Origin of the sequence: Marseilla massiliensis (assembly GCF_023336985.1) — a bacterium.
Taxonomy (GTDB): domain Bacteria; phylum Bacteroidota; class Bacteroidia; order Bacteroidales; family Bacteroidaceae; genus Prevotella; species Prevotella intestinigallinarum.
Genome location: NZ_JAMBLP010000011.1, coordinates 15,767 through 29,156, shown reverse-complemented (window position 1 = coordinate 29,156; position 13,390 = coordinate 15,767). Strand labels below are relative to the sequence as shown.

Annotated in this window: 9 protein-coding genes; 1 reads left to right on the top strand and 8 read right to left on the bottom strand. The window is 60.1% G+C overall.

Annotation, left to right across the window (positions count from 1 at the left end; translation table 11 throughout):
* Positions 1 to 132: 132 nt before the first annotated feature.
* The 5 genes from M3089_RS09005 to M3089_RS08985 form a co-directional block, all read right to left on the bottom strand.
* Positions 133 to 3,375: an alpha/beta fold hydrolase gene (locus M3089_RS09005; protein WP_249083502.1), complete on the bottom strand. Its 3,243-nt coding sequence runs from the start codon at positions 3,373 to 3,375 to the stop codon at positions 133 to 135.
* Positions 3,376 to 3,584: 209 nt separating this feature from the next.
* On the bottom strand, positions 3,585 to 4,019 hold the full coding sequence (locus M3089_RS09000) for a DUF4405 domain-containing protein (protein ID WP_249083501.1): 435 nt from the start codon (positions 4,017 to 4,019) through the stop codon (positions 3,585 to 3,587).
* Between the two features lie 207 nt (positions 4,020 to 4,226).
* Complete coding sequence (locus tag M3089_RS08995) at positions 4,227 to 4,811, bottom strand: Crp/Fnr family transcriptional regulator (RefSeq protein ID WP_249083499.1); 585 nt, start codon at positions 4,809 to 4,811, stop codon at positions 4,227 to 4,229.
* A gap of 387 nt (positions 4,812 to 5,198) precedes the next feature.
* The gene (locus M3089_RS08990; RefSeq protein WP_249083497.1) at positions 5,199 to 5,888 is read right to left on the bottom strand and encodes an SIMPL domain-containing protein; all 690 of its coding nucleotides are present in this window, start codon (positions 5,886 to 5,888) and stop codon (positions 5,199 to 5,201) included.
* Positions 5,889 to 5,912: 24 nt separating this feature from the next.
* Entirely contained in the window at positions 5,913 to 6,473 is a 561-nt protein-coding gene (locus M3089_RS08985; RefSeq protein WP_249083495.1) for a preprotein translocase subunit SecD family protein, read from the bottom strand.
* A gap of 457 nt (positions 6,474 to 6,930) precedes the next feature.
* On the opposite strand from M3089_RS08985, the gene M3089_RS08980 reads away from it, so the two are divergent.
* On the top strand, positions 6,931 to 8,169 hold the full coding sequence (locus M3089_RS08980; protein WP_205109146.1) for an L-serine ammonia-lyase: 1,239 nt from the start codon (positions 6,931 to 6,933) through the stop codon (positions 8,167 to 8,169).
* A gap of 315 nt (positions 8,170 to 8,484) precedes the next feature.
* Here M3089_RS08980 and M3089_RS08975 read toward each other — a convergent pair whose 3' ends face one another.
* Genes M3089_RS08975 through M3089_RS08965 form a run of 3 tightly spaced genes read right to left on the bottom strand, consistent with a single transcriptional unit; the run spans position 8,485 to position 13,189 of the window.
* Positions 8,485 to 9,804 carry a glycoside hydrolase family 43 protein gene (locus tag M3089_RS08975; RefSeq protein WP_249083493.1) on the bottom strand — a complete coding sequence of 440 codons (1,320 nt, stop codon included), beginning with the start codon at positions 9,802 to 9,804 and terminating at the stop codon, positions 8,485 to 8,487.
* A gap of 27 nt (positions 9,805 to 9,831) precedes the next feature.
* Entirely contained in the window at positions 9,832 to 10,707 is an 876-nt protein-coding gene (locus M3089_RS08970; RefSeq protein WP_249083491.1) for an alpha/beta hydrolase, read from the bottom strand.
* A gap of 46 nt (positions 10,708 to 10,753) precedes the next feature.
* On the bottom strand, positions 10,754 to 13,189 hold the full coding sequence (locus M3089_RS08965) for a glycoside hydrolase family 95 protein (protein ID WP_249083489.1): 2,436 nt from the start codon (positions 13,187 to 13,189) through the stop codon (positions 10,754 to 10,756).
* Positions 13,190 to 13,390: the final 201 nt, after the last annotated feature.

The following is a 13,390-nucleotide window of genomic DNA, read 5'->3' as shown; positions in this document are numbered from 1 at the left end:
GCCGTATTGCAGGCAGGTATGGCCCTTATGGCCCGGCCGTCAGGCCGTGGCCGCGGGGCGGAGCCGCCTTTGTCGGGTTTTTTCATGGCCGCCGCCGGGCGTGGCCTTGGCTGTGGCCGTGGTGGCGCGGCATCAGCGTTCCACCACTATCGTCACCGGGCCGAGCAGGCCCGAGGGCAGCAGCGGTTCGTCTTTCTCGAAAAACTTAAACGAGACTACAGCCTTGCGGCCCTGCTGCGGGCGCGGCAGCCCCTTAGCCAGCCATTCGGGCACGCTCTTCATCTGCCGCCCGATGACGGGGTTGCCCGGTGCGTATGAGTAGCGTATGGGTTCGCTCCACTCCATGTCGTCGGGCAGCTGCTCGTCGCCGATCATCCGGTTGGGCCACAGGTTGGTCACCTCTATCTCCACCTCATTGTCACCGCCGTCAATGAAGTCGGTGATGTCGCAGCGGTAGGGCTTCTTCCACAGGTGGGCACACTCGCGCCCGTTGACCGACACGCGTGCCGTGTGCTTCACGTCGCCCAGGCAGAGCACGTAGCGCGCCCTGCGGTCTTTGCGCCCTATGTCGACGGTCTTGGTGTATGTGGCAGAGCCCGAGAAATAGCGTACGCCTGCGTCGGGGTGCTCGTTCCACGGCATCAGGCTGTCCAGCCTGACCTCGGCCGGGGCGCCCCATCCCTCGGCAAAGCGCAGCGTCCAGCCTCCGCCTACGGCCAGGGTGTCGGCCTCATGCCGTCTGTGCGTGTTGTGTGCGGCAGGCAGGGCCGTGGCCGTTCGGCGCAAGACGATGAACAGGGCCTCGTGCTCGTCGAAGTCTATCTTCACCGTAGTGCCACTGCCGTTGTCGCTCCACGCCATGGCTGTGTGTCTGGTGCCGGTGTCCGGGTGCCATATCTCGGGCGTGCGTCCTGCCGACGCAATGCTGATGGTGGCCGAAAAGGCCGAGTCGAGTGTGTTGGCTATGAAGTAAATGTCGGTAGCCCCGTCGCGGCGGTGAGTCCACTGCAGGCTGCCGGCATCGGCCCGCAGCGACGGGTGCCTGCTCCTGTAGTCGTCGGCGTGGCGGCCGCGTTGCAGCAGCGCCTGGCAGCGGGCAAGATAGTCGAAGAGCAGTCGGGCCGCCCCGCTGCGCCACCACGTCTGCCCCGGTGTGCACCATGCCCCCCACTTGCCGAAAGTCATGCCCGGCACGGCGCCGGGCCACGGGTTTTGGGCGCCGGCGTGAATCATCAGGGCGTTCACCCCGAGGCAAAACGCCCTGTCGGCCATGCGCTTCATGTCTTCGGGGCTTTCACGCCAGGCGGCCGGGGCCCACGCCGTAAACCCCTCGGCATACACCCGCCGCAGCCCGTTGGCGTGGGCTATGGCAGTGTGGCGCGGCACGCTGGGCCACCCCCATTTCTCGGGCTTGAGCCAAAACTCGGTGCAGAAGCAGTCGTCGGGCAGTTGGCGGGTGATGGCTTCGGTGCTTATGGGACTGAAAGGCTTGGCCCTGCCCGTGCCGTAGGGCTGGTAGAGCAGCCTGATGCCGCCGCTTTGGTGGGCCAGCTCGGCCATGTAGCCATAGTAGTTTTCGGCAAAGAGGGTCATCACCACCTTTTGGAAGTCGGTGTAGAAGCGCTTCGACTGCCCGGCGTCGCCCACGTTATGGCCTGCCATTACCGGCAGCCATGGCAACAGGTCGTAGCCCGTTCGGGCCTTGAACTCGCCTGGCATCAGTGGCGTCCAGTCTTGTCCGCCGGCCTCGTAGCTGTCTATCTCCAGCCGGCAGAAGGTTTGCCCGGCGTCGTCGCCGGCAATGTCGAGCAGCATTTCGGGGTAGCTCTCCCAATAGCGGCGCACGGCTTCGCGGCTCATCTTGTCGCATTCAAGCCCGAGGCCGCCGTAGGGGGCAGTGGCTTCGTTGGTCTTTCCGTTGGTGGTGTGGCCGAAGCGCATCAGCCGCCATGTACCCTTGGCCAGCTCCGGCCTGGCCTGCGACGTGGCCGCGTCGAACGTGGCGCTGATGTCAATCACGTCGGCAGGGCCGGCAATGGTGTCGGCGGGCATGGCCAGCACGGCAATGTCGCGGTAGAAATCATATCTCGGGTCGGTGGCAGGCCGGCGCAGCTCGATTGGCCTGGCGTGGCGGCCGATGGTCACCACGGTGTCGGTCCATACCAGTTTCTGCATGGAATACTCAGGCGTCACCGTGGGATAGGCGCTCGACGACCACCCCGGGCAGTTGTGGGTGCCAAACGTCAGGCCGAGCCTGCGGCACTCGCTGATGGCGTGGCGCATCAGCCTGCGCCAGTTGTCGGTGCCGATGGCGTTGGCCGTGTCGCGCGCGGCCACCTGCATGGGCCCCCCTACCATGAACTGCTGCACGCCACCTATGCCCGCGCTGCGGTAGGCTTCAAGGTCGGCAGTGATGCCCTCGGCCGTCACAATGCCGTCCATCCACTGCCATATCATCAGCGGGCGGGCTTCTTGCGGCGGGCAGTCGAAGGCAGAGTCGGGCGGCGTCAGAAAGGTCTTTATCCTGCCCATGGCCTCGGCCTGCTGCGTTTTGTCAAAGCCGTGGCCCGCGCCGAACACCACGTGCAGGCTGGCGTCGGCATAGGCCTTGGCAGCCCGGCGCGAGTATTCCAGCGGCACCACGTTGTCTTTGTCGCCATGCACTATCAGCACCGGGCCGCCATATCCGGCCATGGCGGCGCCAACGTCGATGGCCCTTGCCTCTTTGAAGAAGCGGCGGCCCAGCGGCACACCCCACACGCGGGTGGTGTCGGGTATGTCGGCCTCGCTCTTGTAAGCCTCGTTCCAGTTGTCGGGTATGCACAGTGCGGGATAAACCAGCACGAGGCGGCTCAACTGCGACCGCAGCCCGGCGGCCGCCATGACGGCAGCCAGTCCGCCCTGGCTCTCGCCGATAATCACGATGCCGGTAGTGTCGACATCGGGCAGCGTGCGCATGTGGGCCACGATGGCACTGAGGTCGGCTGCCTCGTCGGCCACCGACATGTTCATCGTGTTGGCGTCGCTGCGGCTTCGGGCCGACCCACAGGGGAAGTCGAAGGCGTAGCACTTGTAGCCCATGGCGCAGAGCGTGGCGAAATACGCCCGTCCCGAACTGTGGCTGCCGTTGAAGCCGTGGGCTATGATGGCCACGGGGCGGCGCCCGGCGTGGCCCACGGGTGTGGCCGTGATGCCGTAGATGCGGCGGTTGCCGTTGTTCACCCATGTCTCTTTCTCTGTGAATGTGGTGGCGGCCCGTGCCGTGGCCATGCCTGCGAGGGCGGCCAGCGATGCCAGCAGCATCGCGGTCCGTGCGGCGAGCTGTGGCAATGATGCTTTGCGTGTGATGAAAGTCAGTAGCGGTAACGATTGCATAAGAATAGGGTTTTAGTGGTGCAAAGATACAAATTTTTTCCGAATGTCGGGCTTTGATGCCGGTCAATTATGCTAACGGCCTGTTCCGCCTGCACTTTTGTGAGCCAATGGCCCGTCCGGGCCACGGCTTGGTTAATGTTGCATGCCGTCGGCCCCGTCGCTGATATTGCCTTATCAGCGGCGGGCCTCTCCGTGGCAAGGCAGTGGCGTCACGGTCGGCGCTTACTGCCGGATGCCTTGATGAGCGTGCCCATACGCCTTGCGGCATGGCAGGCAACGGCCACGCTCGCCGCCAGTCCGGCCCCATAGTGCCACAGTCCGGCGTGGGTGCCGGGCCCGTCGATGCCAAGCAGGGCCAGTCCCGACAGGGCGGTGGCGGCAAACATTGCCGTGACAACGGCCGTGGGCAGGGTTCGCCTGTTGGCCCCATGGGCCATTATCCGCCTGTACCATCGCCGGTGAAACCATATATGGGCTGCCACGGCTGCAGTGAAGGCCGCCGAGGCAACCACATGGCAGACTGCCATGTCGTGCCAGCAGTCGTGGTTGCCGGTGTGTGCGGCGGCGTGTAGAGCCATACCCGTGGCAGTGGTAAGCACAAAGGTGGGCACCAAGGCCCAGTCTGTTGCCAGTGATTTTTTCATCGTCATGTGGTTTATTTGGTGAAAACATAATGCAAGCGAGGGCAATGGGAGCTTGCTCACTGATTGCCGAGTGCAGCTTATCTTATGCAAAGATAATGCAAGCGAGGGCAATGGGAGCTTGCTCACTGATTGCCGAGTGCAGCTTATCTTATGCAAAGGTCGCAATAACGACCGTCACAGACGATAACAATTGTAAAGAAACGGGCCTCAGATTCTGTTTCTTATCCTCGATAGCGACACGGGCGTTATGCCAAGGTACGACGCAATGTAGTGCTGCGGCACGCGCCTCACGATGTCGGGGCGCGTGGCCAGCAGTTCCTCGTAGCGTTGTTGAGGCGTGTTCTTTATGCGCGATAGAAACAGCTGCTGGTAAGCGTGAAACCGCTCTATCAGCTTCTCTTCGTAGGCGGTGCGCAGTCCGGGCGTGCGCTCAATGAGGGCGTAGAAGTCGTCTTTCCTTATGGCATACGCTTCGGTCGGCTCAATGCTTTCAAGGTAGAACAGGCTGGGGCGTTGCTGGTGCATGCTTTCGAAAGAGGACACGAAGTCGCCTTCAAAGAAAAACTGGAATGTGATGTCGCGCCCGTCTTTGTAGAAGAACAGGCGCAGGCACCCCTTCCTGATGAGATACAGCGTGTGGGCCACGCGGCCTTCGCGCAGCAGGATGGTTTTCGCGGGTATGGTGCGGGCCTCGGCCACTTGGCGCAGCTCGTCCATGTAGGGCTGTCGGGGCGTATCGCCGGCGGTCGCCATCTCTTCATGGCGGATGCTGTTGGCAGGCTTTTTATACATAAGTAGCTGTTCAAAATTAACCGATACAATAGACCTTGCAGGTGTCCTCTATGTCTTTGCCACCATCTTGTGTGCTCTTTCGGGCCGCATACCAAAGTCTCATCGGTCGCGTAGCCCGCTACGCTCCCTCTTCGGACTTTGGCATGCATCTCCGAAAGAGCGCACAATTTGATGGCAACTGATTTTGATCACCTACTTAATTTGCAGGTTTCAGACTATAAGGCGGCATACTTCAGGCGGCTGTTGTGGCATATTCCCGTTGCTCTTCACGCCTGCTGCCTTACGGTGGCGAGGGTGTCAGACACAGCGATGCCCGCCATGCTGCCGGGCGTTGCTGACAATGGAGTTGGCGTAACCCACTCTGGCCGCAGCCACCTGTCACGGCCTTCAGTCGGTTATTTCAAAGCGGGCAACTATTGAATACCTGTTCTTTATGGTGCGGAAGAAGTCGAACGAGGCCGCGTTCGACGACAACACGTTGCTTTGCGCAAACGGCATGGCGCCCGGGTTGTCTTCTTCCACTATGCGTATCACGCCGCCAAGTTTCTTGCCCATGGCCTCAACCAGGTAGGCGGCCTTGCGCTGCGCGGCCTTCAGGGCCTCTGTCTTTCCCTTGCGGTGGTAGGCAGCCATGTCGTTGTTTTCCAGCTCGCCTATGCGCATCGATTGTATGCCCTTGGTGTCTATGCGCTTCACGATGTCGTTTATCTGGTTGAAGTCGGTCAGGGTGACGTCAAACTTCTTTGACACCAGGAAGTCGAGCCCCTGCTGCCGCCAGTAGTCGCCTATCTCTTGCGTCCTTATGGCATTGGGGCCGACCCCGGCTTCGGCCAGTGCCTTGCGCAGCCCCTGCTCTATTGTGGACAGGGCAACCTTGGTGCTGTATTCTTCGGGCTTCGACTTGCCGTCGAACTCCTCTTCGAAGTATTCGCGAATTTCTATCAGATAGTGAATCTTGTCGGGCACAACCTCTATTTCCGACGTGCCCGTCACCTCGATGTATCGCCCGTTGTCCTGGGCCCGCAGCGATAGGGTGGCAAGTATCAACAGGGCCAATGCCAATAGTTTCGGTTTCATATTGATGTCTGTTTGTTGTCGTTGTCAAAAGCCTTCCACCAATCGGCAGGCGTCAGAATAGTCGAGCATGTTTGCCAGCGAGTCTTGCTCGCCGGGCGTTAGCCTGCTGAAGCGCAGCGTGTCGATGAGCCAGCCGTTGGCAGAAAACAATGCGTCAAGCGAGTCTTTCTTTTCTTTCAGCATGCTCTTGTACAAGCGGCTCATGTCGTAGCCGTCGGGCCCAGATATCAAGAACTGGCCGCTTTCGAGCCCCATGTAGATGCGAGGGGCGGCTACGACGGTGTCGTTGAACACAAATCCCATGCGCCTGCCCGAGAGCGCGCTGGTAGAGTCGGCCCATGCCTGCAGCCTGTTGCCGCCGACGCGGCCTGCTATCACGCTTCTGCCTAAGTGGTCGCGGTAAAGCCGCAGGCCAACAAACTCTTTCACGGTGGCCACCGGCCTGAGGGCAATGCTGTCTTTCCGGCCGTCGTATATACCGTACCAGCCGTTCTCCCTGTGTGCCGACGGTGGCGATGTGCATGCCACTGCTGTAAGCAGCGACAGCAGCAGCGTGGCGCATCTGTGGATGGCTTTGTTGTTCATAAGCGCTCTGTCGTTTTGTTGCTTCAGCCACCGTGGGGGCGTAATCGGCTGTGCGGCCTTTGCTTGGCGCCCCCGGTGGCCCGATGCAAAAATACAAAAAGAATGGCGAACGCCATAATATTATTGCCACAAGATTGGTATTTATGCCGAATAGGGCGTTGGCAGCCCGGCCTATTCCGTTGTTCCCGGGTGCCAGTGTGGGCCGGAAGCGCGGGCACTGACGCCTGCCGGGCTGTTGCCTGTGCCTGGGGTGGGGTGGTGTGCCTGCGGCGAAACAATGCCGACCGGATTGCGTTGACCCCGGGCGCTGCTTGCCCTTGAGGCCCGCCGCCCCCATTGTTATCGGTCGATAAGACGCAATTATGGTCTGCCAATGCCGTTATCTCACATATTTTGATTAACTTTGTCACGATGTAATGCCATGCACGAGGCAATGGCAATGTAACTCTTATTTGGTATGAAATCGCTTAAGGAAATATACAGAATAGGCAAAGGGCCGTCGAGCAGCCACACAATGGGGCCGCAGAAGGCCGCTCAGATATTTGCATCACGCAACAACGGCGTGTCGTTGTTTGTAGTAACGCTATATGGCAGCCTCGCCGCAACAGGAAGGGGGCACATGACCGACGTGGCCATACGCGATGTGCTGGAGCCGTTGGCCCCTGTCGACATACTGTGGGAACCGTCGGTGTTCCTGCCATACCACCCTAACGGCATGAAGTTTGAGGCCCGCGACGCCGAGGGGCACACGCTCGATGAGTGGACTGTTTACAGCATTGGTGGCGGGGCTCTGTCGGAGGGCACCGCGCAGGGCGGCATATTCGACACCCCAGAGGTGTATGGCATGAACACCATGACAGAGATAATGGAGTGGTGCAACAGCACCGGGCGCAGCTACTGGGAGTATGTTGACATGTGCGAAGACAGTTCCATCTGGGACTACCTGCAGCAGGTTTGGGAGACTATGCAGGCCGCCGTGGAGCGAGGCATCAACAATGAAGGCCGGCTGCCGGGCCCGCTCAACCTCATGCGCAAGGCCCCCATATACTATGTGAAGGCCTCCGGCTACAAGCAGTCGCTGCAGACCCGAGGGCTGGTTTATTCGTACGCGTTGGCCGTCAGCGAGGAGAACGCCTCGGGAGGCACCATAGTTACGGCACCGACATGCGGGGCCTGCGGGGTGTTGCCTGCCGTGCTGTACCATGTCTACAAGGGTCACGCCTTCTCAGACCGCCGCATACTGCACGCAATAGCCACGGCCGGGCTTATAGGCAACATCGTCAAGCACAACGCTTCGATCTCTGGCGCCGACGTGGGATGCCAAGGTGAGGTGGGGGTTGCCTGTGCCATGGCTTCGGCTGCGGCCTGCCAGCTGTTCGGGGGCAGCCCTTCGCAAATTGAATATGCCGCCGAGATGGGGCTTGAGCACCACCTTGGCATGACGTGCGACCCTGTTTGCGGGCTTGTGCAGATACCGTGCATAGAGCGGAACGCGTTTGCTGCCACCCGCGCCCTTGACGCAAACCTGTATGCTTCGTTTTCCGATGGCACGCACAGGGTTTCGTTTGACAAGGTAATCAACGTGATGAAGCAAACAGGCCACGACATACCCTCGCTTTACAAGGAGACCAGTGAGGGTGGCCTGGCCAAGGATTTCGACACCGACTCGCGGCTGGGCGGTGGCATGCCGGTGTGAGTGGCGTTCGGGCCGGCGGCCCGTGACTGTTGTGGCGGCGTCTTGTGGCGGCTTCGCCCTCGTGCCTGTCGGCTGTGCGGCATTGCCTTGCAGATGCATAACCCACGTGCCTGTTGGCAGCGGGCATTGCCGCAAGACTCTCCTATTGTGGCCCATCCAGAAAAACAAAGGCTCCCGGTTTAAGCGTGAACCGGGAGCCTTTTGTTGTTAGCCATGGAGCTGTCTGCCCGTGTGGCCTTAGCTTTGACCCTCTGAACCATGAGGCCCGACCGTGGCAAAGCCCACTATTCACCACGGCCAGGTGCACGTAAACCGTTATTTCAGAATCCAGAAATCCCAGTCAAACAGGTCTTTCACCTTGTCGCCCTTGAAGCGGAAATACAGGTCATGCACCCCCTTGGCGCCCTTAACCTTGCAAGACACTCGGGCGAAACCGGGCCTTGTGCCGGCCTCACCTACGTTTAACGTGCCGGCCAGCGGCCCTTCGGCACTGTCGAGACGTATTTCCACCTTTGCCGTTTGGTCTTTGCCCATCACAGTGGCTGTGAGTTTCCTTGCCCCCTTTGGCCCGAAGTCAACGCCACGCAGGCACAGCGTCTCACCGTCGTCAATGTCGGTGACAACAATTCCGCCCGTTACGCAGGGCTTGGTCTTCAGTCCGTATCCCCAGGCCATGGTCTCGGCCTCCACACGGCGGTAAGGATTGAATGTTCCCACCTGCTCAAGCCTTGTGTCAAGCCAGTAAGGCACCTCCTCGATGGTGCCGTCGGCGTTGTAGTGCATCTTGGCCACAGCCACCGAGCGGCGCTCTTTGTGCTCCATGGTCTCCAGATGCAGCAGCTCGTAGTTAAGCCCGAAGACATACGACGAACCCTTGTAGTCGATAATGCCCGGATGGTTTCCCCTCGACTTGTCGGTGGGCCGCATTATGTAGCCTCGTGTCTGCCACGGCCCGGTGGGGCTGTCGCTCATGGCGTAGCCGATGCCCTCGGGGCAGCATGTAGAGGCGAAGGCCATGTAGTATTGCCCTTGCCGCTTGTACACCCACGGCCCTTCCTGGTAGTGTTCGGGCCTCTTGTCGAGCTTGACAATGTTTCCAGAGTAAGAAATCATGTCTTTGTTCAGTTTCACGTAGTAGACGTTGGGGTTTCCCCAGTACATGTAAGCCTGCCCGTCGTCGTCGATCATCACCGTGGGGTCTATGTCGTCCCAGTGCTCACGCTGCCATACGAGAGGCTTGCCCAGCGGGTCTTTGAATGGTCCGTATGGCGAATCTGCCACGAGAACGCCAATGCCGTTTCCGTGGATGGGGCAGTACATGTAGTATTTTCCGTTTCTGTACACCACCTGTTCGGCCCACGCCCCATTGTCGTGCTTAGCCCAGGCGAAGTCGTTGAGCGATGCCACGGCCCCGTGGTCTGTCCAGTTCACCATGTCGGTCGACGTGTACAGCAGCCAGTCTTTCATCTTGAAGCCCTCGGCGTCGTCCTCGTCGTGGGTGGTGTAAAGGTAGATGGTGTCGTTGGCTACCAGTGGGGCGGGGTCGGCCGTATACTTTGTCTGTATGATAGGGCTTTGGCCCAATGCCGTGGCGGCCGACAGTGCCGCCACGGAAAGCGAAAATATGTGTCTCATTTTTTCTGTATGGATAGGGTTGGGTGTTTATTGGGCAGAGAAATTGCGGCTTACGAAAGGCAGGCAGAGGTAAAGGGCGGTGTGCCAATACTCCCAGTCGTGCACGCCGTCCCTAACCCTGAACTGGCAGGGGATGGCGGCATGGCGCATGGCCCGGGTGAAGTCGATGTTGCGGTCGAGCAGAAAATCGTCGTCGCCGCAGTCGACAAACCACTGCACGGAGCGAAGCCTTTCTCTGGACTGGCTGTCGGCCTCTGCCACGAACCGCACGCAGCTATGGTCGATGACCGACCTCGTGAGCTTGGCCAGCTTTCCGTCGGGCTTTTCTGCATCGGTCTCCCGGCCATCGGGTATGTCCATCAAGGCGCTCATGGCATATACGGCGCAGAACATGTCGGGGTGCCTGAGTCCATATGCCGTGGCGCCGCCGCCACCCATTGACAGACCGGCAATGGCGCGGTTGGCCTTGCTTCCGCCTGTGCGGAATTGCTTTTCGATGAATGGCACGAGCTCGGTGAAGAAGAACGTCTCGTACTTCCAGCCATCCATGTCGAAGTATCCGTTCTGGTAGACGTTAGGGTCGCCGCCACCGGCGTCGGGTGTAACGATGACCATCGGTCTGGCCTCGCCGCTGGCCACGAGCCTGTCGACCACATCCTTCAGCCGCCCCTGTGACACCCAGTCGTCGTTTTTGCCCCACATCCCGTGAAGGAGGTAGAGCACGGGGTAGCGCCTTGTGTCTCCGGAGTCGAAGCCTTTGGGCAGCAATACGGTATACGCACGCTTCACGCCGAGCACTTTGCTCTGTATGGTGTCGGTCACGATACGGCTTTCATTTACTCCTTGCGCGCTTGCCGCGAGCGACATCAAGGCAGCGATAATAAGCATTCTTGTTCTTTTCATATTGGTATATGTCTGTTGATGTTGCGTGTTGTTGCATGTAATGTCGTCATTGGCGGGCCTCTGCCTTGCGTCTAACAACGTAAGAACGGCCTGCCGCGGTGTCAATGTCATACTCGTAGACTTTTGTCAGCGAAGGCATGCTCGGTGTTGCCATGGCTGAGACCTCAGGCGTGGCGATGGCAGCCGGGGCGAGGAAAGGGTTGGGGCAGGGCCCATTGGCGGGCCTCAGGCCCTTGCCTTTCAGTGGCACGTATGAGCGCAGGCGCAGCGTTCCACCCCTGGCCGATGTTATTTTTGCCGATGCCAGCTTGCCTCCGTACCACGCCATGCTCACCTCGAAACCGCCCCGGGCCTTTAGCCCCCTGACGCTGCCCTTGTCCCATGCCCGAGGCAGGGCCGGCAACAGTTGCACCGCCCCGTCGTGGCTCTGCACAAGCATCTCGGCCACCCCTGCTGTGAATCCGAAATTGCCGTCGATTTGGAATGGCGGATGAGCGTCGAAAAGGTTGGGGTATGTGCGTCCGTCGGGATGGTCGGCAGCCTCTTTGTCGGATGGCAGCAGCCGGAGCATGTTGCTTATTATGCGGTAGGCATGCTCCCCGTCGAGCATGCGCGCCCAGAAGTTTATCTTCCAGCCAATGCTCCATCCCGTGGCTTGGTCGCCGCGTTGCCCGAGTGTCGTCTTTGCCGCCTCGAACAGCAGTGGGTTGAGCCGTGGCGAAATTTGGTTGCTGGGGTAGAGCCCGTAGAGATGGGATATATGCCGGTGCTTGTCGTCCGGGTCGTCAATGTCGTCCAACCACTCTTGCAACTGGTTGTTCCGTCCGATGCGCATTGGCGGCAACTTGCCCATGGCCAGCCTGAGCGAGTCTTTCAGCGACTGCCGTTCGCCCACTATGCCAGCCGCAAGCAGGGTGTTGCCGAGTGCGTCGAATACAATCTGGTTGTCCATTGTACATCCGGCAGTCACGGGGCCGTGCTCAGGCGATATAGACGGTGCCACCACAAGATGCCGACCGTAGGGGTGCTCTGTGAGGAAGTCGAGGAAAAACAGTGCCGTGCCCCTCAGCACGGGGTAATATTTGCGCAGGAAACCAGTGTCGGCCGTGAACAGATAGTGCTGCCACAGGTGCTGTGCCAGCCAGGCCCCACCGCTTGGCCACATGCCTGCCGCGGCGAAGTCTACCAAGCCCGCTATGCGCCACAGGTCGGTGTTGTGATGGGCCGTCCACCCGCGGCAGCCATACATGGTGCGGGCGGTCTGCGCCCCGGTGACAGACAGGTCTTTGAGCATGTCGAACAAAGGCTCGTGGCACTCGCTGAGGTTGGTCACCTCTGCGGGCCAGTAGTTCATCTCGGTGTTAATGTTTATAGTGTACTTGCTGTCCCAAGGCGCTGCCACGCTGTTGTTCCATATACCCTGAAGCGTGGCGGGCTGGCCGCCAGGCAGCGACGATGATATGAGCAGGTAACGCCCGTATTGGAAGAGCAGCGCGGCCAAGTCTTCGTCATTCCCATCGGCGTAGTTGGCAAGCCGCCTCGGTGTCTCGGCGAGCGAGGCCGCAGAGCCTGGCAGGTCGAGGCTCACCCTGTCGAACATCGACCTGTATCGCGCCACGTGCCGCCTAACGGCCTCGTCATATCTCGTTTGCATGGCCTTGTCGAGGTATAGGGCTGCCTTGGCACGCTCGTCGGCGCTCGTGTCTCGATAGCTCACATAGTTGGTGGTGGCCGAAATGTATATCGTGGCCGTAGTGGCGTGGCTCACGCTCAGCGTCTCGCCGCAGCCATCGGTCTGACCGTCGGTCTTTACGCCTATAAGGCAGGCAGCCCTCAGGCATCCCTTCACGCCCTTCTGGTCGCGCCCGTGGCATGTTATGTGCAACTTTTCGCCTTCGGCCCGCACTTCATGGCGCAGCGGGGCGTCGTATCCGATGGTGAAGTTCAGCGCCTTGTCCTTTCCGGCCCTGATGTTCATTATTATCACATTGTCGGCCAACGAAGCAAAGGCTGTGCGAGTGTAGCTCACTCCTGCCACCTCGTAGGTGGTGGTTGACACGGCCCTGCCTATGTCGAGGTCCCTTCGGTAGCGTGAGGCGTTGCCGTGGCCGGGAAATGTCATGAAGACGCTGCCCATGGTGAGGTAGCTCATGCCGTTCTTCCCAGTCTGGAAGTTGGCGTCGACAAGTCTCTGGGCCTCGTTGTTCTTGCCGGAGAACACAAGTTTCCTTATAGCCGGCAGCACGTAGAGTGCGTTGGGGTTGTCGTTGTTGTAAGGCGAGCCGGCCCAGAAAGTCTCTTCGTTTAGTTGCAGTTCCTCCTTCTCGGTGCCGCCGAATACCATGGCGCCGAGGCGGGAGTTGCCTATGGGCAGGGCCTCAGTCCATGCCCGGGCAGGCTGCGAGTACCATAGCCTGAGCTCGCCAGCCCATGTGCAGGCGCATAAGGTCATGGCGATGAATGCCAGTAAGTTTTTTTTCATGTTTAGCGTCTTTATTTGTATTGCCTGTCATGGTGTCTCTTTGGCGGCGGGCGAGTGGCTGGTAGTGGTTCCCGCAACGGCCCGCAGGCAGCTTATGACATGCAAATATAACCTAAATACTTGAGAAACCGCAGCTTTGCCAACAAACTTCTGCCTGCCTCCTGTCGGTGCACAGGTGTGGGCACATGGCGCGGTGGCGCA

Bases quoted from the DNA above. Each gene is read 5' to 3' on its own strand.
- M3089_RS09005 (WP_249083502.1), bottom strand. From the start codon at position 3,375: ATGCAATCGTTACCGCTACTGACTTTCATCACACGCAAAGCATCATTG.
- M3089_RS09000 (WP_249083501.1), bottom strand. From the start codon at position 4,019: ATGAAAAAATCACTGGCAACAGACTGGGCCTTGGTGCCCACCTTTGTG.
- M3089_RS08995 (WP_249083499.1), bottom strand. From the start codon at position 4,811: ATGTATAAAAAGCCTGCCAACAGCATCCGCCATGAAGAGATGGCGACC.
- M3089_RS08990 (WP_249083497.1), bottom strand. From the start codon at position 5,888: ATGAAACCGAAACTATTGGCATTGGCCCTGTTGATACTTGCCACCCTA.
- M3089_RS08985 (WP_249083495.1), bottom strand. From the start codon at position 6,473: ATGAACAACAAAGCCATCCACAGATGCGCCACGCTGCTGCTGTCGCTG.
- M3089_RS08980 (WP_205109146.1), top strand. From the start codon at position 6,931: ATGAAATCGCTTAAGGAAATATACAGAATAGGCAAAGGGCCGTCGAGC.
- M3089_RS08975 (WP_249083493.1), bottom strand. From the start codon at position 9,804: ATGAGACACATATTTTCGCTTTCCGTGGCGGCACTGTCGGCCGCCACG.
- M3089_RS08970 (WP_249083491.1), bottom strand. From the start codon at position 10,707: ATGAAAAGAACAAGAATGCTTATTATCGCTGCCTTGATGTCGCTCGCG.
- M3089_RS08965 (WP_249083489.1), bottom strand. From the start codon at position 13,189: ATGAAAAAAAACTTACTGGCATTCATCGCCATGACCTTATGCGCCTGC.